We start from the raw sequence: 23,508 nt of genomic DNA, 5'->3' as shown, positions 1-23,508 counted from the left end.
CCTTCGCCCGCGTCAGACCCCGCACTCGACGTTGCCGCGCTGGAGCGCCGTGAGGCGCGAGTCGCCGAGCGCCTCGGCCTCGGCGAGGAGCCACCGGAACATCGCGTTCGCGATCACCCGCTCCTTGCGCGTGTTGAACAGCCAGACGGCCGCGTGGCACACGTCGGCGTGCAGCTTGGGGAACGCGAGGCGGCGGAACTCCCCGCCGACGAGCACCGCCGCGGCCTCGTACTGAGCGCGCAGCGACGTCCACTCGCGCCACTCCGAGAGCGCCGGGAGCTCGCGCCGCTCGTCGACGCGGCGGCGCAGGGCGTCGCACGCGATCTCCACCTCGGACAGGAGCTCGTCGCGGAGGCGCCGGCGCGTGCGGCCGATGGTCGCGCCGAGGTCGTCCCACGCTGCGCGCGGCACGCGCGCCGCGCGCAGCGTCGCCGCGAGGTCCTCCTCGACCGCGCGCGCCAGCGGGCCGAGCGCCGCCTGCGCCCCCGAGGCGCCGAGCGACGCCGCCCGCTCGCGGAGCTCGGCCTGCGCGCGCTCGTCGTCGAGCGCCGCGTCCCACGCGCCGCCGAGCCGCCTCAGGTCGTCGCCCGAGACCTGGCCCCGGGGCCGGAGCAGCAGCGCGGCGTGGAGCAGCACCGCCCGGCTCCACAGATCTCCCTCGGCGACCTTCGCGGCGCAGGGCTCGGGCGCCTCCGGCTCCGGGCGCGGCGCGCCCGCGCCCGCTGCCAGGGCCCGGCGCACGAGCGGGAGCGTGGCGCGGCGGCGGGGCGCGATGAGCCATCGCAGCCAGAGCCCGAGCGCCCCCGGCGCGGGCGCCTCGCCGAGCAGCCGCGCCGCGACGGCGCCGAGCAGCGACAGCGCCCGGCCGCCGCTCACACACGCGTATCCGCTCACGGCCCCCCAGTCGCCGCGGGAGGCCGCCTCGGCTGCGAGCCAGCCCGCGGCGATGCGGCGGGCCTCGTCGGGGCAGGCGCGCTCGTCCAGGCCGGCGACGCTGTCGAAGAGCGCCCGCGCGCCCTCCACGTCGCCGCGGTGCGCCGCGAGCATCGCGCCCGCGGCGATGCCCGCGCCGCGCAGCGGAGCGGCGCTCGCCGAGGAGGGCGCGGGCGCCGCGCCGACGCGCTCGATCCGCTCGCTGACCCAGGCCTCCACCGCGGCGTCCGGCTTCCGCGCGCGGCAGAGCGCCCACGCGGCCGCGAGCGCCGCGCCGCCGCGCCGGTCGGCGCGAAAGGCCCCGTCCGACAGCGACGCGACGAAGTACGCGGCGCGCGGCAGCCCGAGCGGGATGAGCGCGTGGCGAGCGAAGGACCAGGGCGCCATGAGCAGCGCGAGCGGCGCGAGCGGCACCGCGCACCAGAGCTGACCCCCGGCGAGCGCGAGCGCGAGGAGGAGCGCGATCGGCGCGAAGACGAACAGCACGACGACGTTCCAGAGGCCCACGCCGAGCATCTGGGGGCGCGGCGCCGCCCCGGGCGAGGCCCTCCGCGCGGCCGCCTCGCTGATCACCCGCACGAGGATGGCGAGCACCAGGAGGCCGCCCCAGCTCATCGTGCCCTCCAGCCGAGCGCGGACAGCGCCTCGGGCCACGGCGCTCGCGGATCCTCCCCGGGCGGCTCCGGCGGCGGCAGCTCGCCGAGGTCGTCGTCGAGATCGTCCTTCGGCGGCGGCCTCGGGTCGAGCCGCGCCCAGACCTCGTGCGCCAGGCGGCGCTCCGGGTCCCGCAGCGCCGCCATCGCCTGCCGCACCTTGTCGGCCGTCCGCGCGCCGGGGCCGACCGGCGTCGGGTACGCCGCGGCGCTCGCCAGCTTGAGCTCGAGCATCCCGAGCAGCTTCTGCCCCTCGCGCTCGATCTCTGCGCGGCTCGCGCTCGGGCGCAGCCCGAGCACGTAGAACGGGTTGTCGCGGATGCGGCCGAGCGCGTCGTCCATCACCGCACCCCCGACTCGTGGCCGAGCCTGCGCTTCTGCGCGTCGACCGGCAAGAGGCGCCAGAGCTCCTCGGTGATCGTCCTGAGCGCCGCCGTGTCGCCGCGCTCCGCCGCGCCGCGCCCGTCGCGCACGAGCCGCTGCGCGCGGACCAGATCCGAGGCCTGGTGCGCCTCGGAGGCGGCGTCCTCGAACATCCACACCCACGCCTTCGGGTGGCGCTGGAACGCCGCGCTGCTCAGGTTGCGGACCAGCCGGAGCTGCCGCTGCAGCTCGACCTGGTTCTTCTCGGCGCGCGCCCGCGCAACGCCCTGCGCGGCCTCCTCGAGGAGCGCCTTCTCGGTGCTCGATCCGAGCTGCGAGATCCACGTCGACGCGCTCGCGACGGCGGCCTGGGCCTCGGCGTCGAGCTCCGGCCAGCGCTTGTCGGCCTCGGCCTGCTCGAGCAGGACGTCGAGATCGAGCAGCGCGCGCCGCGCCTTCTGCCCCGCGTCGGCGTCGCCGCCGCGCGCCGCGGCGGCGTCGCGCTCCACCTCGGCGAGCGCGCACTCCACGTAGGTGACCTTGCCGAGCGCGTGCGGCGCGTCCCTGCGCAGGGCGGCCTCGCGCACCGCGGCGAGCCGCTCGCGCATGGCGGCGATCGAGGCGTCGAGCACCTCCGGCGCCGCCTCGGGGACGAGGAGGTGCGCGACGCGCTCGAACACGAGCCCCTGCGACGGGATCAGCGCGCGCGCCGAGAGGTGCCCGCCCCGATCGAGCTCGAGCGTCAGCTCGATCGCCGAGCCCGCGGGCAGGGTCGCGGTGAGCCCGCTCCCGTCGATCTCGAGCGTCCCGACCACGCGGCAGAGGTGGGCGACGTCGAGCTCGCCCTGCACGACGGGGATCTTCAGCACGCACGCGCTGGAGCCCTTCGGGACGCTCTCCACGCTGTGGTGCACGAACGTCCGCCGGGCCGGCAGCGGCGCGCCCCGCTCGAAGTAAACGCGCACCGAGTTGTCCGCGAGCGCGACCCCGATCGTGCGCGACAGCGGCGGATCGCCGATCGTGAGCCCCTGGACGATCGTGATCGCCTGCGGGTGCACCGGCACCCGCGCGCCGCCGGCCGCGCTCGCCTCGATGTTGAACACGTTCGGCCGGCGCGGCAGCAGGTCGACGGTCACCACGAACGCCCCCTCGGCGTCGAGCGGCGCCTCGGCGCTCGTCCACCCGTCGCCCTCGCGCGTGAGCCGGATCCGCTCGGGCGCGGCCCCCGGCCCCTCCATGACGCGGCCGACCACGTGGGGCGTGAGATCGCTCGACATGGCCGGATACTGGAGCCACAGCCGGCGACCCTCCTCCTTGGGCCGCGCGCCCGAGGAGGAGGCCCGCGCGTCGAGCCCCGCCGTCGCCGCGTAGATCGCGGCCCCCTGCGCGACGAGCGTCATCGGATCGAGCCCCTCGCCGAAGGGCGCGCCGAGCGCGTCCCGGACGCGCTCGCGCAGCGCCGGCATCACCGTCGGCCCGCCCACGAGCACGACGCGCGCGAGCTGCGACGCATCGAGCCCGTGCGCCGCGAGCAGCCGCCGGCAGACCTCGACCGAGCGGTCGATGATCGGCGCGCAGAGCGCGTCGAGCGTGGACCTCTGCAGGACCAGGTCGACGTCGACCGGCGCGCCGTCCACCTCGAACGCCGCGGGCACCGCGAGCGCCGCCTCGTCGGCGCGGGTGAGCTCGATCTTGATCTCCTCGACCGCGAGCTTGAGCCTGCGGAGCGCGGCGGCGTGCCGCGGGTCGGCGCGGCTCACGGTGACGCCCTGGGTGCGCGCGATCTCGGCGAGCGCCCAGTCGACGATCGCCCAGTCGAAATCGCGACCGCCGAGGAAGTTGTCGCCGTCGTGCCCGACGACGCGCAGCAGCCCGTCGCGCGTCTCGAGCAGGGAGACGTCGAACGTCCCGCCGCCGAGGTCGTAGACGAGCCAGCTGCCCGTCGACTCCTCGACCGTCCAGCCGGCGGCCAGCGCCGAGGCCACCGGCTCCTGGATCAGCTCGACGCGCTCGAACCCCGCGCGCCGCGCCGCCTCCGACGTCGCCGCGCTCTGGGGCAGCTCGAAGAGCGCAGGCACGGAGATCACCGCCGAGGCCGGCAAGACCCCGAGGTGCTCCGCGACGTCGGCGCGCAGGGAGCGCAGCACCTCGGCGGCGAGCTCCTCGGGCTTCTTCGCGACCTTCGCCGCCGCGAAATCGATCGGCTGGGCCGTCCCCATCAGCCGCTTGAACTCCGCGCGGGTGTTCTGCGGATCGCTCTCGAGGAACCGGCGCGCGCGCGCGCCGACCGTGATCGTCCCGCGCGCGTCGATCCGCACCACGCTCGGGGTGAGCGTCGCGCCCTGGGAGTTCCGGACGAGGGTGACCTTCTCGCCGTCGAAGGCGGCCGCGGTCGAGTTCGTGGTGCCGAGGTCGATGCCGACGTAAAGCGGGCGTGCAGCCATCGCTCGCAAGGATACACGCGCGGCACGGCGGCCGCCCGGCGAGGCATGGAACACGCCCGGCGAAGCCGCTGGCGCGCGGCTGGCGCGCGGCGGGCGCCCGCCCGCTCGCCGCGAGGCGCGTCCGCCCTCGGGGTACGGGAACAGCGTACGTCAGCGCAGCGCCGCGGCGTCCGCGGTCACCCTGCGAACAGCTGCGTCACCCAGACCCGGCCGGTCGGGTCGCGCACGACCGCCACGCCGGTCCTCCGGTAGCGCCGGTCGAGCAGGTTGCCCCGGTGCGACGGGCTCGCCCAGATCGCGCGGTGCGCTCCCTCGGTCGTGCCCGAGCTGGCCACGTTCTCCCCCGCGATCGTCGCCTCGTACCCGGCCGCCCTGAGGCGCGCCGCCGGATCGCCCGAGCCCACGTCGTGGCCCACCATCTTCGCCTTGATCATCTCCTCGGAGTGCGCCCGCGCCAGCGCGGAGAGCGCCGCGTCGCGCGCGAGCGCGGGCAGGCGCTCCGACGCCCGCGCGGCGTTCATCATCCGCAGCATCGCGTCCTCGCCGCCCTGCGCCCCCTTCGCGGCCTCCTCGCCCGGCGCCGCCGCGCGGACGAACCGGCCCGGCGGAGCGCTCCCCGCGAAGATCATCGCCTCCAGCACGGGCCTCGGCCCGGTCGACACCGTGGCCAGCACCTGCACGAGCCAGCTCCCCGGCTGGTCGACCGCGAAGCTCGAGCGGAGCCGCGCGCCCGACAGGGAGCTCAGCACCGTCTTGGGCGCGCCCCGCGGTCCCAGCAGCACCACCTTCGCCGCGGTCGCCGGGACCCGCATCGTCCCTTCGAGGGTCACCCATTGCCCTACCCGCGCGGTCGTCGGCAGCGGCGACAGATCCGCGAGCGCGTCCACCCCGATCGCGGACACGATCACCGTCCCGTCCGGCTTCCTCGCCTGGGCCACCCCACATCGCCGCACCCCGAGGGAGGTCCACCCCGAGAGCCACCCGTCGATCCGCGCCCCGATCTCCGCCGGCCCGAGCCCTCGGCCGGAGATCGACCATCCCCTCGGCCAGGCGTGCGGCGCGCCGGCGGCGCGCAGCGTGAACGCCAGCTCGTCGGGCGGCATGATCTCCCCGCCCTGGAGCTGCCGCTCGACGTTGCGCTGGGCGACCGCGGCGAGCGCCGTGTCCGCGCTGCCGCAGTGCGCCGCGAGCGCGGCGATCTCCGGCGAGACCGCCTTGGGGGGCTGTGGCGAGCGCGTCGTCGCCTCCCACGTGAGCGCCGGCGGCTCCGCTGCCGCCGCGGCCGCGGAGGCGAGCGCCGCGCCGAACACCCCGCTGGCCCACCATGACCGCATTCGACTCGGCTAGCAGCTTTCCCGCCCCGGCGCTCGTTCACCTGCGTCGCCGCGAAAGCCGCGCGGTCCCGCGGGCGGCTCGTGCTACCGTGGCCGTCGCGCAGCATGGCTGAGGTCTCCAAGGCCGCGAAGGTCGGCGTGATGACGATCGTGCTCGCGGGCGCGGCCTACGGCGGGTACCGCTTCGTCTCGCGCGACATCGGCGGCGGGAACGGCTACCGCGTCTGGGCCACGCTGCCCGACGCGATCGGCGTGTCGCCGCAGTCGCGGGTGATGATCTCGGGCATCCAGGTCGGCGTCGTCGACAAGATCTCGCTCTACAACGGGCAGGCGCGCATCGACATCAAGATGAGCCCCGACGTCCCGCTCTACGAGGACGCGGCCATCGGCAAGCGCGCGACGAGCCTCATCGGCGAGTCGTTCGTCGTGCTCTCGCCCGGCACCGAGGGCAAGCCGCGCATCCCCGACGAGGGGAGGGTCCTCTATTACATCGACGAGCCGACGATCCAGTCGATGCAGGGGCAGGTCTCCGAGATCCTGAAGGACGTCAAGACCGTCACCGAGACGCTGAGGAACACCGTCGGCTCCGAGGGCGGGCAGGAGCGGCTCGCGCAGATCCTCGACAACCTCGCCGAGGTCACCGAGCAGATGAACGCGACCGTGCGCGAGAACCGCGCGGGCGTCACGGAGACCATCAACAACATCAACCAGATCACGGGCGACTCGGGCCCGCGCCTGAAGGAGATCCTGCGCAACGTCGAGCAGGTGACCCGCGACATCCGCACGATGACGGCCGCGGCCGAGGTGCCCGGCCGGAACGGGCAGCCCGGGGAGCTCCGGAGCGCCGCAGAGCGCGTGGGCCGCGCGACCGAGAGCCTCGAGTCGGCGCTGAAGCACGTCGACAGCGTCGCCGCGCGCGTCGACCGCGGGGAGGGGACGCTCGGCCGCATCACCCGGGACGAGACGCTGATCAACGAGGTCGAGACGGTCGTCGAGAACGTCGGCGAGCTCGTCGGCGGGCTCAGCCGGTTCCAGACGGTGGTCGGGCTGCGGACCGACTACAACTTCCTGGCGAACACCATCAAGAGCTACGTCGAGCTCAGGCTCCAGCCGACGGAGGACAAGTACTACGTCGTCGAGCTGGTGAACGACCCGCGCGGCAAGACGGACTTCCAGCAGATCGACGTCGACACGACCAACCCGAACGAGCCCGCGCACTACCGCGAGGTCCGCACGATCACGACGAACGCCTTCCGGTTCTCGTTCCAGTTCGCGAAGCGGCTCGGCCCCTTCACGGGCCGGTTCGGCATCAAGGAGTCGACGGGCGGCCTCGGCCTCGATCTCCACCTGCTCGACGATCGGTTCGAGCTCCGCCAGGACCTCTTCGGCTTCGGCGAGGAGCTGTCGCCGCGCTGGCGCGTCGCGCTCGCGTACGAGTTCATCCGGAAGCTGTGGCTGCTCGGCGGGATGGACGACATCCTGAACGCCGATCGCCGGGATTACTTCATCGGCCTGCAGCTCCGGTTCAACGACGCGGACCTGAAGACGGTCCTGCCCTTCGCTCCGTCGGGCTTCTGATCGCGCTCCCGCCCTCTCGGCGCGGCCCCGGAGGTGCGCCCGAGCCCCTGTGCTATAGCGCGAGCATGAAGCGCTCGCTTCTTCGCGGAGTGCGTCGCGGATACGCGCTCTTGATCCCCTTCGTCGCGATCTCCGCGGCGGCCTTCGCTTCGGCCTGTCAGGGGTGCAAGCTCCCTGCGACGGCCGCCGTGAGCGCGGACGCGGACGTGGACGCGAACGTGAACGCGAACAAGCCGACGGTGCGGCTCTACGTGCTCAGCACCGTGGCGGGCGCGCTGGAGCCGTGCGGTTGCACGAAGGATCAGCTGGGAGGCATCGACCACCTCGCCGCCTTGATCGAGGCCCAGCGCGGCGAGGCCCCGGATCGGCTCGTGGTCGGCGCGGGGCCGATGCTCTTCACGGACCCCGAGGTGAAGCCGGAGCGCTCCTCGCAGGACGCGTGGAAGGCCGAGGCGATGGCGCTGGCGGCGAAGGAGATCGGGCTGACGGCGTGGGCGCCTGGCGAGAACGACTGGGCGCTCGGCGCGGAGGCGCTCGGCAGGTACCAGGCGCAGTCCGGGGCGGCGCTGCTCGGCAAGAACCTCGAGGGCGCGCAGGGCGTCCAGGGCGTCGTCGTGCGCGACGTCTCCGGCGTGAAGGTGGGCCTCATCGGCGTGAGCGACCCGAAGGGCCGCGCCGGCGCCTACCCCGACGGCGTCAAGGTCGGCCCGGCGATCGACGCGATGAAGGCGGGCGTCGAGGAGGCGAAGAAGCAGGGCGCGAGCGTCTTCGTGGGGCTCGCGGCGCTGCCCAGGGGCGAGGCGCTGCGGCTCGCGGACAACGTGCCGGAGCTGCACGTGCTGGTGCTCGGCAAGCCGAGCGAGCGCGGCGACGGCAACGACGGCCCGAAGCCGCCGGAGATCATCGGGTCGACGCTGGTCGTGGAGACGCCGAACCACCTCCAGTCGGTGGCGGTCGTGGATCTCTTCGTTCGAGGCGGCGGCAGCGGCCCGCTCGTGTTCGCCGACGCGGGCGGCGTCGCGAAGGCCGGGGAGCTCATCAGCCTGTCGGAGCGCATCCGGGAGCTCGAGATCCGCCTCAACGGCTGGGAGGGCGACAAGCGGGTGGCGGCGAAGGACGTCGAGGCGCGGAAGGCGGATCTCGAGAAGCTCCGGGCCGAGAAGGCGCAGCTCGAGGCGGCGGAGACGAAGGTGACCGGCAGCTTCTTCCGCTACAGCTCGGTCGAGGTGCGCGAGAAGCTCGGGGCCGACAAGGACGTCGCCGGGCAGCTCCTCGCCTATTACAAGCGGGTCAACGATCACAACAAGCAGGCCTTCGCGGATCGCGTCCCCGAGAAGCCGGCGAAGGGCGAGGCCAGCTACATCGGCATCGACGCCTGCACGAACTGCCACGACGAGGAGCGCAAGTTCTTCGACGGCACCGCGCACGCGCGGGCCTACGCCACGCTGCAGCAGGATTTCAAGGAGTTCAACCTGGACTGCGTGAGCTGTCACGTGACCGGGTACGGCAAGCCGGGCGGCTCCACGGTGACGCACAACGCCTCGCTGCAGAACGTGCAGTGCGAGGAGTGCCACGGCCCCGGCTCGCTTCACGCGAAGGATCCCGAGAAGAAGGGGCTCATCGTGCTCTCGCCCCCGCCCCAGAGCTGCGTCACGCAATGTCACCACCCGCCGCACGTGGAGGGCTTCGAGCCCGTGTCCAAGATGCAGCTCATCCTCGGCCCCGGGCACGGCAGGGACTGAAGGAGGGGGGCGCGGCGGCGGCCCTCTCCCGCTGGTTCTTCTGGTTCTGGGCTGCGGCATTCCCGCGCCGTTTCGATCGCGCTACGGAATGCGCCTGTGACGAACGTCCACGCCGTCGTCTCCCGCCTGGGCCCGGTCGAGAGCGCGATCCTTGCGGAGCTCACCGCGGGCGCGCCGCCGTTCGCCGTGCACCGCCGCGCCGCGCTGAGCTCGACGCTCCGCTACCTGGAGGGCGGCGGCGGCTCGCCGGTGGTCCTCCTGCACGGCCGCGGGAACGCCGCGACGACGTGGTTCCCGCTGCTCCCCGAGCTCGCGCGGCGCCACCGCGTCGTCGCGGTGGATCTTCCCGGCTTCGGTCACGCGTCGTCTCCGCCCTTCGAGGGCGGAGGTTTCGAGGAAGGCCTCCGCTTCTTCGCCGATCCCGTGGAGGAGCTCCTCCTAGAGCTGGATCTCGGCGGCGCCGCCCTCGTCGGCCACTCCCTGGGCGCGCTGGTCGCGGCGGAGATCGCGCTCCGCAAGCGCGCGCGCCCGCGGAAGCTCGTGCTCATCGGCGCGATGGGGGTCGGTCCCGTCATGACCGCGTGGAGCCGCGCCTATTTCCGCGCCCCGCCGGAGCGCCTGGTGCGGGTGCTCGGCCCCGCGCTCTTCCGCCGCCTCCGTCCGCCGCGGCCGACCCCGCTCGGCGAGCGTCTGGCCGCCTTGCACGGCGAGTTTTACGCCGTGCCCGACGGCCGGGTCGCGCCCGTCGCCGCGTTCAACGCGCTGTTCCCCGCCCTCGGCGCCGTTCCCCATCGCCTCCCGCGGCTCGGCGAGATCGACGTGGAGACGCTGGTGCTCTGGGGCGAGCGCGACGACGTGTTCCCGGCGCCGATCGGCATCGCCGCGGCCGCGGCGATCCCGCGCGCCACGCTGCACATGGTGCCGCTCGGGCACGCGCCCCACCTGGAGGATCCGGCGCTCGTCCTCCCGGCGCTCACCGCGTTTCTCTCGGCCGGAGCAGCGCCCTCCGCGTAGCCCGTCTGGGCGCCATGACACGGCCGTGCCCTCCAGGAAGGGCCGGTGGGTGTCCAGGAACCGGGAAACGGCGTCCAGGAACCAGGGCGCGCCGTCCAGGAACTGGGAATCGCCGTCCAGGAACCAGGGCGCGCCGTCCAGGAACCGCGAAACGCCGTCCAGGAACGCCAGCGCGCCCCTGTCGAGTCCAGGGCCGCTCAGTGCACGCCGCCGACGAGCCACGCCTGCGCCGGGACGAGCACCTCTTCGGGCGAGCCTCCGCCCTGCGACGCCGGGCCGGTCGCGCTGCCGTCTGCCATCGGCGTCATGCGGAACCCGTGGTCGCCGAACACGAGCAGCAGCGTCCGCGGCGGCAGGCTGGCCATGAACCGCGCGATCACGTCGGCGACCTCCTCCGCGATGGCCTCGATCCGCTCGGCGAACGGCGGCCCGGCGGCGCGCAGGCGCGCCTCCACGAGGTCGAGCTTCATCAGCTCGCGCGACCCGACCCGCTCGCGCCGCAGCGTCGCGACCGCGCGCCCGCGGGCGATGGCGGGCTCCGCCTCGCTCGGGGGTATCGTCTCGCGGAGGCCGTCCGGCCCTCGGGCGAGCAGCGAGATCTGCGCCGTCGTCGTCGGCGGCAGCGCCGCCCAGAGGAGCGATCGCTCGACCAGGATGGCCCGATCCACCAGGATCTCCTTCAGGTGCGCGGCGACCCGCTCGCCGAGATCGAAGCGCATCGCGTCCACGAGCAGGAGCTTCACCCCGCGCGCCCCGTTGAGCCGGGCGATGCGGGCGGCGATGTCCGGGGCGTCGAACACCATGGGCGGCCGCTTGCCGGTCACGCGCAGCGCCGAGAACGCCTCCCGGTAGCTGTGCTCGAAGCTGGTCCTCCAGCTGTCGACCACGCCGCGCACGGCAGCGTCCGTCTCACCGGCGAGCGTCGCGCCGAGCAGCGGTGTGTAGTGGGTCGCGAACAGCTGCTCGATGACCCGGACCGGCTTCGGGCCGCGGGCGTTGTCGAGCTCGACGGCGAGCGCGCGCCACTCCGCCGCGCTGAGGATCCGGTCGCGCGGCGCCTTCCGCTCCCGCCGCGCCTGCGGGGGCGCGTCGGGGTCCGCCTGGGCTCCGTCGACGTTTGGCGCGTTTGGCGCGCTCGGCGCGGCCTCGTGCGCCCCTCGCGGCGGCCTGAGCGTCATCGCTGCGCCGCGCTCCTCGTGCGGCGCCCCCGGCTCGGCGGCCGGCGCGCCCGGCGCGCCGCTGGCGGGCGCCATCGCGGCCGTCTCGTCCGTGGCCGGCGGCGTGCTCGCGCCCGGCGCCCGCGCCGCGACGGCGCTTCTTCCGGCGACGGCCGCCGGCGCGTCCGCGCGGCGGATCCTCGAGGAGCGGGGGGGCAGCACGCCGCGCAGCCGCCCGTCCGTCCGCCCTTCGGCGGAGGCGGGCGACGCCGGCGCTCCGTGCGCTTCGGGGGCCGTCGGCTTGGCCTCGTGCGCCTCGTCCGGGGCTGTCGGTCCGGCCTCGTGCGCCTCGTCCACGGCTGTCGGCCTCGCCGGGAGCGCCTCGACCGGGGCTCTCGCGCCGGCGCTCGGCTGCGCCGGCCCGACGGGGCGCTCCTCCCCGCGCGCCGCGAGGCTCCGCGCCTGCCCGCGCGGGGACATGGAGGAGACGCCGCCGTACCCGTCGCGCGTGCTCCTCTCGACGAGGTCCGCGAGGGGCACCGGCGCGAGCACCTGCGCGGACCTGTCATCCGCATCGAAGACGAGGGCGAGGGGAGCCTCGCGCGCCGCGCCGAGCCAGGCGAGGAGTGTCGCGCTGTCGTCCGGGTGGAGCGCGCGCGGCGAGGCTGAGCGCCCGCCCGCGAGGCGCGGAAGGGCGACGGCGAGGCCCGCGGCGCCGAGCGCCCTGGCCCGGAAGATCTGGTCAGCGATCACCACCTCGACCGGCGCGCCTTCCTGGACCCGCGGCGGCAGCGCGCCGCGCAGGGCCAGCGCGAGCTCGACGGCCTCCTCGATCGTCGCGCGGAGCTGCCCGTCGGGCGCCGCCGGGGCGCTCGCCCAGAGGAAGCGCTGCGACCTGAGCTCGCGCTCGGAGTCGGCGCCCTGCCCGCTCGGGGCGAAGCGGGCCGTGCCGCACGGGGGCGCAGGGGGGGACGTCGGTCGGCCCTCCTCGGAGGCGGAGTCGAGGCGGGAGACAGGATCGAGGCGCATCGCGCGGGACCCTCGCAGAGCTCGCGGAAATGGGCCAAGTTTCGGCGAGCGAGCGCGCGACCGCCGAGCGCGCGACCGAAGGCCGCGCCGGCCGCGGGCCTCTCGCGAGGCCGCGGCGGGTCTCGGGTGGGGCCTAGCGGGACTCGCGCGCTGTCTCGGCCATGAGGGCGAGCAGGGAGCAGGCGATGGCGAACCGGGCGTCGATTCGCCCCTGGTTCATCGACAGGTCGAGCGTGAACTCCTTCACGAACCACCGGAACACCTGCTTCACCTTCGCGACCTCCTGCTGATGGAGCTCGATGTGCCACTTCCCGATGAGGAGCGGGAACATGCGGCGGAGCAGCGCGGCGCCGTCCTCCTGCATCAGCCCGACCGGCTGATCCGCGGGGTCGAGGATGTCCCAGGTGTCGCGGACGATCGATTTGAGCCCGCGCGAGCGGATGGTGCCGACGCGCTCGCCGGTGCGCGCGTCGAGGACGTCGAGGCACCGGTTGAGGGCGATGACCTGCCGCGAGCGGATCGTGAGCAGCGGCTGCGACTCCGACTCGTCCGCGAAGAGGGTGAACTCCTCACGCAGCTTGAGCAGCGGGTGCTTGACGAAGCAGACGAGAGAGCCGTCGGGCGCATAGACGTGGAACTTGCGGCCGAGCAGCGACCAGAAGGGCCGCTTGATCGTGTACGTGGGGTGCGAGAACGGTTGAACCGCGAGGCCGCCGTACGCGGCTTGGGCTTGGACCATGGGGCTGGCAGGCTGCATCGGCGTCGAGTAGGCCGGAGCCGAGCGCGTCGGTCAAGCAGCGACGACCGCGCGTCTCAGCGACGACCGCGCGTCTCGCGCGTCTACCGCGCGAGAGGGCCGCGCTCCTCCACGGCAATGCCCGCTGCGATGGCCTTCACCAGCTCTGGTTTGACGACCTTGCCCATCGCGTTGCGCGGCAGGGCCCGCACGACGATCGACTCGCGTGGGACCTTGTAGGGCGCGAGGCGCTCCTTCGCCCAGGCGCGGAGCGGTCCGGTGGCGCACTCCGCCTCTCGCCCGGGCGCGGCGACGACGACCGCGACGACGCGCTCCCCCCACGCCTCGTCAGGGACGCCGATCACCGCGACCTCGGCGATCGCGCCGTGCTCCCGCAGCGCCTCTTCGATCTCGAGGGCGGACAGCTTGTATCCGCCGCTCTTGAGGATATCAACCGAGGTCCGCCCGAGGAGCCGGAAGCACCCGTCGCAGGAGCGCTCGGCGACGTCGCCGGTGCGGAACCAGCCGTCCTGGAAGGCCGCGGCGGTGGCGTCCTCGCGCCCGAGGTATCCCTTGAAGACGCTCGGCCCGCGGATCCAGAGCTCGCCTCGCGCGACCGCGGCGTCGCGCGGCGCTGGCGGGTCGCCCGGCGGCCGTTCCCCCGGCGGTCGTTCCCCCGGCGCCCACGCGTTGCCCGCGTCGTCCGTGATGCGGGCCTCGACGGTCGGCAGCGGGAAGCCGACCCAGCCTGCCCGCCGCGCGCCTGGATCGAGCGAATTGCTCATGCCGACGCCGATCTCGGTCATCCCGAAGCGCTCGAGCGGGATCGTGCCGGTGAGGTCGCGCCAGCGCTCAGCGAGCGTCACCGGCAGCGCCGCGGAGCCGCTCGTCGCGAGCCGCAGGGCCTTCGCCCCCGCGGCGAAGCCGGGCGCGCCGCCCCGGTCGACGTGCTCGAACAGCCGCTGGTACATGGTCGGCACCGCCATGAACGACGTCACCGAGCGGCGCGCGATCTCGGCGGCGACGCGCTGGGCGTCGAAGCGCGGCAGCATCTTTGTCGCGCTGCCCGCGAGCAGCGACGTCATGAGCGCGATGACGACGCCGTGGAGGTGGTGCAGCGGCAGCGCGTGCAGCAACAGGTCCTGATCCGAGAAGCCCCAGGCCGCGCGCAGGAGCTCCGCCTGCACGGCCAGGTTGCGGTGCGTGAGCAGCGCCCCCTTCGGCTTGCCGGTCGTGCCGCTCGTGTAGAGCAGGAGCGCCGGATCGTCCGCGGCGATGTCGAAGATCGCCGCGTCTCTCCCGGGTGCGGCGCGCTCGAGATCCTCCACGCGGAGCACGGCGCGGCCCTGCGCGATCGGGGCGGCCACGGCGGCGAGCTCGCCGTCGGTGATGATCCGCCGCACGCCCGCGTCGCTCGCGAGCCACTCGAGCTCTGCCGGCGGATAGAGCGCCGACAGCGGCAGCACGATCCCCCCGGCGAGGAGGGCGCCGAGGAAGGCCGAGACCCACGCCGCGCCGGGCGACACGAGGAGCAGGATGCGCTCGCCCTCGAGGGAGCCCGGGCTCTCGGCCTCACCCGCGCCGCGCCGCGAGCCGCCGGCGAGCAGCGCGCCGCGGACGCGGAGGGCTCGCTCCAGGAGCGCCGCGAAGGTGGTCTGCCCCCGCTCGTCCTCGACGGCGGTTCGGGCGGACGAGCCGAGCTGCGCGAGCCGTTCGACGAGCGGGGAAGCCATCGCGCGGACTCTCGCACAGCGGAGGTGCGCGGAGCCAGGCCGGTTGGTTACACTGCCGCGCCATGAGAGCTTCCTGCCTCCTTGTCAGCGCCTCGCCGCGCCTCGCGGTCGCCGCGGGCCTGATCCTGGCCGCGGCGGCGTGCGAGAGCGCGCCGAAGCCCGCCGAGCCTGGCGCGGTCGCCACGGCAGCCCCGAGCGCCGAGGCGCCCGTCGCGCCGCCGAAGCCGAAGGGCATGCCCGAGCTGCTCGTCGACTCCATGGGCCCCTACATCGGCGGCCAGCGCGTGGATCTGGCGCAGAAGGAGGGGCCCGAGAAGCTGACGAAGGTGATCCGCGAGCTGCCGATCGAGGGCAAGCCCGTGACGCTGCTGGCCGACAAGAGGGCGAAGCCGAGCGCCGTCGCCGCCGTCGTGACCGAGCTCGGCGCGGCCGGCGCGCCGAAGGTCGTCATCAAGACCGACGGGCGAGACGACCTCCCGAAGGAGATCACGGTGGTCCCCGAGGGGCGCGCGTCGAAGCCGCCCTCCTGCGCCGTCAGCACGATGGTGCTGAAGGACCTCGCGACGGCGATCTGGCCGTTCGGCGGCGGCATGGGCAAGAAGCAGCGCAAGGGGCTCGCCGGCCCGGATCTGTCGAACACCGGCGAGCAGCTCACGAAGGACATCGCCGCGTGCAGCGCGACGGTGGCGTTCTTCTCGGCGGACGACGAGGTGCCCTGGGAGATGGCGCACAACCTGGCCGGCACGGTCATGGCTTCCGACGCCAAGAAGAAGCTCGACACGCTCGTCCTGCTCCGCGCTGCCCCGGTCGCGGGGCGGCCTGTGCAGCTCGGTGGAGGCTGACGTGCGCGGCGCCGGGGGGCTCCATCGCGTGGATCGCCGTGCCTTCGGGGCGCACCGGCCGCAGGGGGCAGCGGGTGCGCTCGGTGCGCATTTTTGCGGAGGGGCTGTCGAACGCGGTGGGGCGAGATCGCGTGTGTGCTCGTTCGAGCGCGGGTAGGGTTGGCTGGGGTGACCGCGGCACGATCCGGCACAGGCGATGGTGCTGCGAAGGCACGGAAATGCGCGGGCGAGCGCTCGCCGTTGGGGTCGGCCTGGATCATGAATAGGGCGAGTCGCCGGTCCCCTGCGCCATCGGGGGCGTGACAATCACGGGAGGATGGTTCGGACATGTCGAAGCGACTTCTTGGATCGGCCCGCGCGAACAGGGGCCGAAGTCTCCGTCCCCGGGCCTCCCAGCCGCGGGTGTCGGCGGCGCCTGAGGGGCCGGCCGTCGCGACCAGGGACTCCGCGAGGCCGGTCGCGAGCGGCTCGGACGTCGTCGCCGAGGTAGCTGAGTGTTCCGCCGCTCCTGCGCTGGCAGCCAGCGCCGCGGACGACGCTCCCGCTGTGTCGCCGGCTCTCGAGGCGCCCGCCGCATCGATCGTCGCGGAGGTGGCCGCGGCTGCACCGGTCGCCGTGGCTGCGCCGGTCGTTGCGGCTGCACCGGTGGCCGCGGCTGCACCGGTCGTTGCGGCTGCGCCGGTCGTTGCGGCTGCACCGGTCGTTGCGGCTGCACCGGTCGTTGCGGCTGCACCGGTCGCCGTGCTCGCGCCGGCGTCCGAGGCGCTCGCCGCGCAGCGCGCCGTTCCAGGCGACACGGACGACGCGGACCCTGACAAGGCGCTGGAGCACGACCCATTGATCATGGCTCCACACGCCGGCGCCCTGAGCCAGCCGGGTACCCTTGCGTCCCCGCCCGATGAGCTGGCGTCCGACGAGGATGCGCTCGATCTGATCGACCCTTCCTCGCCCACGGCGGCGTTCTTTCGGCGCGAGGAGGAAGAGTCGTTCCCGCCGCTCGCCGAGGTGGCCAGCGGCCCCGACGATCGCGCTGACGAGCGCCTCGTCGTGGTTCATCAGCTGTCGCCCGAGACCCTCGCCCGGCGGGCGCGCCTTCGTCGGATCGTCGCGGCGGTCGCGGGGCTCGCCGGGGTGATCTCCGTGGCGGTCGTCGCCAAGGCGGTGTTCTCGAGCAAGCCGTCCTCACCTGGGCCGGTCGCGATGGCCGCGCCGGCTCCGAAGCCAGCGCTCGTCGAGACGAAGCTCCTGGCCGCGGCGGGCGCTCCCTCTCCGGCACGGGCGAAGACGCCTGCGCAAACCGAATCGGCGCTGACGGAGTCCTCTGCAAAAGGGGCCGGCGCCGTTCCCGATCCGGTGAAGGTGGAGGCCGACGCGGAGAAGGCCGCGGCAGAGAAGGCCGCGGCAGAGAAGGCCGAGGCAGAGAAGGCCGAGGCAGAGAAGGCCGCGGCAGAGAAGGCCGAGGCAGAGAAGGCCGAGGCAGAGAAGGCCGAGGCAGAGAAGGCCGCGGCGGAGAAGGCTGAGGCGGAGAAGGCCGCGGCGCCGGCGGCCGGCGCTGAGGACGCGGGCAAGCTGAAGAAGGAGGCGCTGAGCTTCCTCAACCGCGGCAGGTACAAGGACGCGATGGAGGCATCTCGCGCGGCCATCGCGGCCGATCCGAGCGACGCGCTCCCCTATCTCTACCTGGGCTCGGCGCTCCAGGACACGGGCAAGTGGAAGGACGGCATCGCCGCGTACAGCGATTGCGTTCGCAACGCCACGAAGGGCCCCGTCCACGAGTGCAGGGCCATGGGCGGCCGCAAGTAGCGCTCAGAGCGGGCGGCGTGCGATCTGCGCGAGGAACGCCGCGGCCGCGGCATAACCGAAGGCCACGCCCGTGGCGAGGCGGCTCGCATGCCAGACGGGGCGCAGCCCGAGGTCCTGGGTCGCCACGTCGACCGCCATCAGCGCGGCGAGGGCGATGAGGATCGGGCGCCACGCCGTCATCGCCAGGCGAGGGCGCGCGATCGCGGCGCCCGCCGCGAGCCCGGCGAAGATGCCAGCGCAGCGACTGCAGAGCGGCATGACGACGCCGTCGAGCGCGAGGGATCGCTCGGGCATCCGGTGGCACATCGGCGCGAAGACACGATCGAGCGCTGCGCCGAGCTCTCCGAGCGGCGCGCGGCTCCGCGCGACGGGGAGGCTCCAGGGCAGGGCGCCGAGGAGGACCAGCGCGCAGCGCACGATCGACAGCAGCGAGGGCCGCTCGGCCGTGCTCGATTCGCTGGGCGCGTGCGGCTCGGCGCCTGCGCCGACAGCGGCGAGCGCGTGCGGCTCCGCGCCTGCGCGGACGGCGGGTACCTGAGCCGCTGGCTGCCCGCGCCCGGAAGCGCACGCGGCCACCTCAGCCCCTGTCGGGCGCGCTCTTGCCGAGGTGGCGCATCACCTCTTTCAGGTCGCTCCAGACCTCTCGCTTCGCGCTCGGCTGGCGCAGCAGGTAGGCCGGGTGGAACGTGGGCATGATCGGGATCGATCCCTTGTAGAGCTTCCACGTGCCGCGGAGCTTCGTGATCCCCTCGCTCGTGCCGATCAGCCCCTGCACCGCGGTGGCGCCGAGCGCCACGATCACCTTCGGTTTGATCAGCGCGAGCTGAGCCGTGAGGTACGGGCTGCAGGCCGCCATCTCGGCCGGCTCCGGCTTCCGGTTCTTCGGCGGCCGGCACTTCACGATGTTGCAGATGTAGACCTCGTCGCGGTGGTACCCCATCGCCGCGATCATCTTGTCGAGCAGCTGCCCCGCCGCGCCGACGAACGGCTGCCCCTGCTGGTCCTCTTCCGCCCCTGGCCCCTCGCCGACGAACACGACCGCGGAGCTCGGGTCGCCGCGCGAGAACACCGTGTGGGTGCGGCCCTCGTGGAGCGGACACTTCTGGCAGGTGCGGACCTCCTCCGCGATGAGCGAGAGCCGCGCCGCGCGCTCCTCCTTCGTGTCAGGCAGCGTTGCGCTCGCGCGTGCAGCCGTATCCGCGCGAGGTGCCGGTGCGGCGCTCACGGCAGGCCGGGGCGGCGGCTCGGGACCTCGCTGCGCCTGCGTCGGCGACCACGCCCCCTGCGACTCGAAGCCGCCGCGCTGCTCCGGCTGCGGAGCGCCACCGCGCTGCTCCGGATGCGGCAGGGAGGCGCTCGCGGCGGCACCGCGCGGCGGCGGCGGCGAGAACGCCGCGCCGCTGCCCCCTCGCGCCACCGGCGGCGAGGGCGCATCCTGCCCGGAGAAGCCGCGCTCTGGCCGCCGAGGCGCCGGCGTAGCGCCGTCCGAAGAAGCCGCGCCCAGCGCCTCGTGGAGCGCAGCAGGGTGGCCCGGCATTCCGTCCGCGCCGGTCATTGCGTGCCATTCCAGGAACGCCCGGACCGAGGCAGTCAGATCGGCGAGCTCTTCGCGCAGCGCTTCGACCATGGCCGTCCTCTCAGTGGCCGCCCTGCTGCGCGAGCCAGCGCTCCGCGTCGAGGGCCGCCATGCAGCCCGTGCCAGCGGCCGTGACGGCCTGGCGGTAGTTCCAGTCCTGCACGTCGCCCGCGGCGAAGACGCCCGGGATGTTGGTGCGCGTCGAGCCCGGCACCGTCTTCAGGTAGCCGTTCGGGTGCGTGTCGAGCTGCCCGACGAAGAGATCGGTCATCGGCGTGTGGCCGATCGCGACGAACATCGCCGCCGCCGGCACGAGGTGGCTGTCGCCCGTCTTCGTGCTCTTCACGCGGACGCCCGTCACCATATCGGCCTTCACGTCGAGCACCTCCTCCACCACGTGGCTGTAGAGGATCTTGATCTTCGGGTTCTCGACCACGCGCTGGATCATCGCCTTCGACGCCCGGAACTCGTCGCGGCGGTGCACCAGCGTGACGCTGCTGCAGAGGCCGGACAGGTAGGTGGCCTCCTCCATCGCCGTGTCGCCGCCGCCGACGACCACGACGTCCTGGCCGCGGAAGAGCGCGCCGTCGCAGACCGCGCAGGCGCTGACGCCCTTGTTCTTGAGCTTGTCCTCGCTCTCGAGGCCGAGGTAGTTGGCGCGCGCGCCCGTCGCGATCACGACCGCCTTCGTCAGGTAGAGCGTGTCCTCCACCCAGACCTTGAAGGGGTGGCCCGTCAGCTCGACCTTGGTCACGTCCGCCGTCACGATCTCCGTGCCCTGATGAGCGGCCTGGTCGCGAAAGCGCTGCATCAGCTCCTGGCCGGTGATCTTCTCGGGGAAGCCGGGGTAGTTCTCGACGTCGGTGGTGAACATGAGCTGGCCCCCCGGGATCAGGCCGCCGGCGCTGAAGCCCTCGATGAGGAGCGGCTTCAGGTTGGCGCGCGCCGCGTAGATGGCGGCGGTGAGCCCGGCGGGGCCGGAGCCGATGATGACCAGGTTGCGGACGTTCGATTCACTCATGGTGGAGGCATCTTATAGGCGCGACCGCCTTCCGCGTCGACCGCCCCGGCGGTCCGGCGCGCCTCCGCTGCGCCGCGGCTCCGCGCGTCCTGCGCTCCGCTCCACCACGCCGGAGGCACGCCGGAGGCACGCCGGAGGCACGCCGGAGCCACGCCCGAGCAGCCGCCCGCTCAGAAGCGCATGGTTCCGCTCAGACCGAACTCGTCCAGGCTGCTCTCGAAGCGGCCGCCGTTGACGCTCTGGATGCTGCGGTAGCCGCTCAGCGCAGCGCCGGATACGGCCTTGAGGCGCCCGTTCCCGCCGTTGTCCAGCGCACCGAAGGACGTGTGCTGAAACGCGGCTGAAATGTCGACCGGGCCGACTCGCGCGGTCACGCCGGCCCCGACGCCGATCCGGTAGCCGAGGTGGAAGTCGAGGTTCAGATCGGCGTCGTCCTGCCCCTTGTTCTCGAAGAAGCCGCCGGCGCGCAGCGCGAGGAGGCTCGGGAGCACGACGAAATCGCCGCCGAGCCGGACTCCCAGGACGTCTCGCCAGCGGTGCGGGACGTCGGCGTTGGGCGGCACCGTGCCCACGCTCGTGCCGCGCACGGGGATGCCCTCGCGGAACCGGACCTCGATCGCGTCGACCGCGCTGTTGTTGGCCCAGGTGAAGTCGAGCTCCACATCGAAGAGGTCATCCGCCATCGGGTCGCGGACGCGGGGCTCGGCGGCGGAGGCGCGGCGTGCGTTCACCGCGCGCCGCGCGCCGGCGCGGGGCATGTGGTACCGGAGGCCGAGCTTCGCCTCCATGGGGATCCGCATCCTGAGATCGCCGGCGCCCTGCTCCTCGGTGACGTTGCACTCCGGCGCCTCGCCCCTGCAGGGGTCCTCGTCCTTCGCCCCTGCCGGCGTCCAGTAGCGAGACTCGATGGTGAGATCGGTCTTCGCGCGCACGGAGTCCTGCCACTTGAACCATGCGCCCAGGTCGAGGTGAGCCGCCGCCGCCCAGCGCGCGCCGAGGACGAAGCCAGGGATGAAGAGGTCGGTCGCCTCCGCGCGCGTGCGCAGATCGCCGTGCGCCTTGAAGTCGTCGCCCCCTTCGCCCGAGAGCGCCTCGCTGAAGTTGACGAAATCGATCGCCGCCGTGCCCCAGATGAAGCCGGCGCCGAGCGAGACCCCCTCCGCGGGGGTGAAGCCGACCGACAGCGTCGGCATCAACATCAGGGCGTCGAGCGACGTGAGCAGGTACCGCTGGGGCGACGGCTGCGTCATGTCGCCGAAGCTCGGGTGCGTGTACCGGAGCGACTCGGGCCACGCCCGCTCGCCGACGCCGTGCGGGCCGAGCACCGCGACGCCGAGGGCGAGCGCGTCGCTCAAGCGCAGGGTCGCCGCGAGCTGCGGGTTCGGGAACAGGCCGCCCTCGGCGCACACCTCGGGGTCGGGGCCCCCGTCGCTGCCGGGCGCCGGGATCGCCGTCGTGGCGCTCGGCGGGACGGGGCGGCCGCCGGGGCCGAGCCTCGTGAAGCACTGGGCCAGCTGGATGAAGTGGACGCCGCCGTGGGCGCCGCTCCGCTGCGCGGCGAGCCCCGCCGGGTTGAAGTAGGCGGCGAGCGGATCGTCCGCCCGCGCGACCCACGCCCCGCCGCGGCCGAGCTGGAGCACCCCGATGTCGGGCGAGTCGAGCCCCGACGACGCGCGCGCGGCGCCGGCGGCCACCATCGCAGCGAACGCGGCGCCCGCGGCGCCGGCAGATCCTCGTCTCATGACCCCCGTCCCCGCCGCGCGGCGATCCCCGCCGCTCGGCCTCACTTCACCGGAGACGCCTTGAGCGCCGCCTTGCCGTCCTTCACGTAGACCGTGAAGCGAACACGCGAGCAGTTGTGGCGAGCCACGAGCGCGTCCTTGTTGCGCTGCAGGGTCCCCTTGAACTTCTCGAAGGTGAGCGCGTTCGTGGGCTCCCCGCACTGCTGCTTGACCGACAGGAACTCCTCGTAGACGGCGTTCCATTCGGTGAGCTCGTCCGGATCTCCGGCGCCGTCCTGCCGCGCGGTCGGCGCTTCCGGCGCGCTCATCGGCTCGGGGAGCGGGTTCGGCACGGCGGGCGCCCCCGGCGCCCTGGGCGGCGGCGGCGGCGGCGGGCGCCGCGGCGGCGGGCGCCCGGGAGCGCCCGCGGGCTCGAGGGCGGAGATCGCCATCCCCGCGTCCGAGACCTCCTCGATCGCCTCGACCGGCTCCACGGAGTCGCGGGCCGGCGGCGGGCCGCTGAGCGGGTGCGAGCCGGGCCGCCGCGTGGGGCCGCGCGGGCTCACCATGGGCTTCGGGTACGAGGGGCGCGAGTCAGGGCGCGGCTCGCCGGGGCCGAGCGGCACCGAGAACGCGCTCATCGCCGGCTGCGTCGGGATCGGGCCGAGCACCTGCTCGAGGTCGGCGGCCTTCCGGGGCGCGCCGCCCTTCGCGGCCACCTTCTCGACGCCGTCGTTGATGTCGGCCGCGATCTTCCGGTAGGCGCCGCGGAAGCGGCTCGGCGCCAGCACGTCGACCTCGCCCTTGGAGAAGCGCGCCGCCTCGCCGCGGAAGACGTGGAGCGGCCGCGTGTGCTCCAGGAACGAGAGCACCAGCCCGATCGCGGCCATGGCGAGGACGCCGACCAGGATCAGCACCGTGGGCACCTCGCTCTTGTCGTCGTTGTTCGCCTTGTCGAGGAAGTTGAGCGGCGAGTCGACCGACGCCGCGAGGCGGCCGACCGCGTAGCCGGCGCCGAGCTCCCACGCCTCGCCGGGCAGCCGCGCGTAGACCACGCCGAGGTGCTGGCCGATGACGCGGACCTCCGAGCGCCCCTTCTCGATGTAGTCCTTGTTGTCGTCGAGCAGCTTCAGATCCTGCGTGATCTGGTCGAGGTTCGACTTGTCGAACCCCTCGGGCGCGCCGGAGGCGACGCGCGACCCCTCGGCGTAGAAGCCGACCGCGGCGCCGGTGCGCTTCGTGACGGCGCGGGCGAAGGTGTCGTCGATGATCTTGGCGCCGATCACGGCGCCGACCGGCTCGCCGTTGACGTCCTGCTCGACGGGGCGCGCCACGACGCGGAGGATGCGGCCCTTCCAGACCCACGCGTCATCGCGGATCCAGCCGTGGAGGGCGTCGGCGACCAGCGGGTAGCCGCCGAGCTCCCAGTCCTCGCGGTGCTCGAAGTCCACCGACGCCATCACCCGCCCCGCCGCGTCGACGGCCCACACGTGATCGAACTTGAGCTCCGGGGGCACCTCCGCGGTCGCGGTGCGCAGCGCGGTGCGGGCCTTCTCGCGCAGCTCGGCGCCGGGCTTGGCCTCGGCCGACGACTTGGCGAGCGCGGTCCGCAGGGCCGGGTTCAGCGCGACCCGGATGAGCGCGCTCGAGCGCTTCCGGGCGTCGTCGTTGAGGAACCACTCGACCGCGCTGGAGTCGGCGCTGAGCGCCTCGCTCATCGCGCGGTGGCTCGAGCGGTTGTAGAGCTGCGCGGCGACGAAGAGGATGAAGACCGCGGCGCCGAGCGCGAGCGCGAGCACCCCGTACCAGAAACGCGACAGCAGCATGGC

17 protein-coding genes are annotated in these 23,508 nt (G+C 74.0%); 5 read left to right on the top strand and 12 right to left on the bottom strand.

Annotation, left to right across the window (positions count from 1 at the left end; all coding sequences use genetic code 11):
- Positions 1–12: 12 nt before the first annotated feature.
- The 4 genes from WME73_RS42690 to WME73_RS42675 form a co-directional block, all read right to left on the bottom strand.
- Entirely contained in the window at positions 13–1,548 is a 1,536-nt protein-coding gene (locus WME73_RS42690; RefSeq protein ID WP_437913330.1) for a hypothetical protein, read from the bottom strand.
- Positions 1,545–1,928: a hypothetical protein gene (locus WME73_RS42685; RefSeq protein WP_437742007.1), complete on the bottom strand. Its 384-nt coding sequence runs from the start codon at positions 1,926–1,928 to the stop codon at positions 1,545–1,547. Before WME73_RS42685 ends, WME73_RS42690 begins: the two co-directional genes overlap by 4 nt.
- On the bottom strand, positions 1,928–4,393 hold the full coding sequence (locus tag WME73_RS42680; RefSeq protein WP_437913329.1) for an Hsp70 family protein: 2,466 nt from the start codon (positions 4,391–4,393) through the stop codon (positions 1,928–1,930). The genes WME73_RS42685 and WME73_RS42680 overlap by 1 nt, the downstream gene beginning before the upstream one ends.
- 176 nt (positions 4,394–4,569) lie before the next feature.
- Positions 4,570–5,727, bottom strand: a complete 1,158-nt coding sequence (locus WME73_RS42675; protein ID WP_437742005.1) for a CAP domain-containing protein — start codon at positions 5,725–5,727, stop codon at positions 4,570–4,572.
- Positions 5,728–5,832: 105 nt separating this feature from the next.
- On the opposite strand from WME73_RS42675, the gene WME73_RS42670 reads away from it, so the two are divergent.
- From WME73_RS42670 to WME73_RS42660, 3 genes are all read left to right on the top strand, one after another.
- Complete coding sequence (locus WME73_RS42670) at positions 5,833–7,305, top strand: MlaD family protein (RefSeq protein ID WP_437742004.1); 1,473 nt, start codon at positions 5,833–5,835, stop codon at positions 7,303–7,305.
- A gap of 65 nt (positions 7,306–7,370) precedes the next feature.
- The gene (locus WME73_RS42665; RefSeq protein ID WP_437913328.1) at positions 7,371–9,047 is read left to right on the top strand and encodes a multiheme c-type cytochrome; all 1,677 of its coding nucleotides are present in this window, start codon (positions 7,371–7,373) and stop codon (positions 9,045–9,047) included.
- 96 nt (positions 9,048–9,143) lie between these two features.
- On the top strand, positions 9,144–10,061 hold the full coding sequence (locus WME73_RS42660; RefSeq protein ID WP_437742002.1) for an alpha/beta fold hydrolase: 918 nt from the start codon (positions 9,144–9,146) through the stop codon (positions 10,059–10,061).
- A gap of 197 nt (positions 10,062–10,258) precedes the next feature.
- On the opposite strand, the gene WME73_RS42655 is transcribed toward WME73_RS42660, so the two are convergent.
- The 3 genes from WME73_RS42655 to WME73_RS42645 form a co-directional block, all read right to left on the bottom strand.
- A complete protein-coding gene (locus tag WME73_RS42655; RefSeq protein ID WP_437913327.1) occupies positions 10,259–12,247 on the bottom strand; it encodes a hypothetical protein in 1,989 nt (662 codons plus the stop codon).
- Between the two features lie 133 nt (positions 12,248–12,380).
- Positions 12,381–12,986, bottom strand: coding sequence for a hypothetical protein (locus WME73_RS42650; protein ID WP_437295507.1), 606 nt, complete (start codon positions 12,984–12,986; stop codon positions 12,381–12,383).
- Between the two features lie 101 nt (positions 12,987–13,087).
- Entirely contained in the window at positions 13,088–14,716 is a 1,629-nt protein-coding gene (locus WME73_RS42645; RefSeq protein ID WP_437913326.1) for an AMP-binding protein, read from the bottom strand.
- A 62-nt stretch (positions 14,717–14,778) separates the two neighbouring features.
- On the opposite strand from WME73_RS42645, the gene WME73_RS42640 reads away from it, so the two are divergent.
- Positions 14,779–15,558: an ExbD/TolR family protein gene (locus tag WME73_RS42640; RefSeq protein ID WP_437741999.1), complete on the top strand. Its 780-nt coding sequence runs from the start codon at positions 14,779–14,781 to the stop codon at positions 15,556–15,558.
- Positions 15,559–16,104: 546 nt separating this feature from the next.
- Entirely contained in the window at positions 16,105–17,361 is a 1,257-nt protein-coding gene (locus tag WME73_RS42635; RefSeq protein WP_437913325.1) for a hypothetical protein, read from the top strand.
- Between the two features lie 3 nt (positions 17,362–17,364).
- Here the strand turns inward: WME73_RS42635 and WME73_RS42630 are convergent, their stop codons facing one another.
- From WME73_RS42630 to WME73_RS42610, 5 genes are all read right to left on the bottom strand, one after another.
- Positions 17,365–17,937, bottom strand: a complete 573-nt coding sequence (locus WME73_RS42630; protein ID WP_437741997.1) for a DUF2085 domain-containing protein — start codon at positions 17,935–17,937, stop codon at positions 17,365–17,367.
- Between the two features lies 1 nt (position 17,938).
- Positions 17,939–18,988: a uracil-DNA glycosylase family protein gene (locus WME73_RS42625; RefSeq protein WP_437913324.1), complete on the bottom strand. Its 1,050-nt coding sequence runs from the start codon at positions 18,986–18,988 to the stop codon at positions 17,939–17,941.
- A gap of 10 nt (positions 18,989–18,998) precedes the next feature.
- Complete coding sequence (gene trxB / locus WME73_RS42620; RefSeq protein ID WP_437741995.1) at positions 18,999–19,958, bottom strand: thioredoxin-disulfide reductase; 960 nt, start codon at positions 19,956–19,958, stop codon at positions 18,999–19,001.
- Between the two features lie 170 nt (positions 19,959–20,128).
- Complete coding sequence (locus tag WME73_RS42615) at positions 20,129–21,700, bottom strand: OmpP1/FadL family transporter (protein ID WP_437913323.1); 1,572 nt, start codon at positions 21,698–21,700, stop codon at positions 20,129–20,131.
- A gap of 41 nt (positions 21,701–21,741) precedes the next feature.
- Entirely contained in the window at positions 21,742–23,505 is a 1,764-nt protein-coding gene (locus tag WME73_RS42610; RefSeq protein WP_437913322.1) for an MXAN_5187 family protein, read from the bottom strand.
- Between the last annotated feature and the right edge of the window lie 3 nt (positions 23,506–23,508).

Origin of the sequence: Sorangium sp. So ce302 (genome assembly GCF_051530145.1) — a bacterium.
GTDB classification, from domain to species: domain Bacteria; phylum Myxococcota_A; class Polyangia; order Polyangiales; family Polyangiaceae; genus Sorangium; species Sorangium cellulosum_B.
Note: the sequence above shows the minus strand (reverse complement) of the source record. Positions and strands in the feature narration are given on the sequence as shown.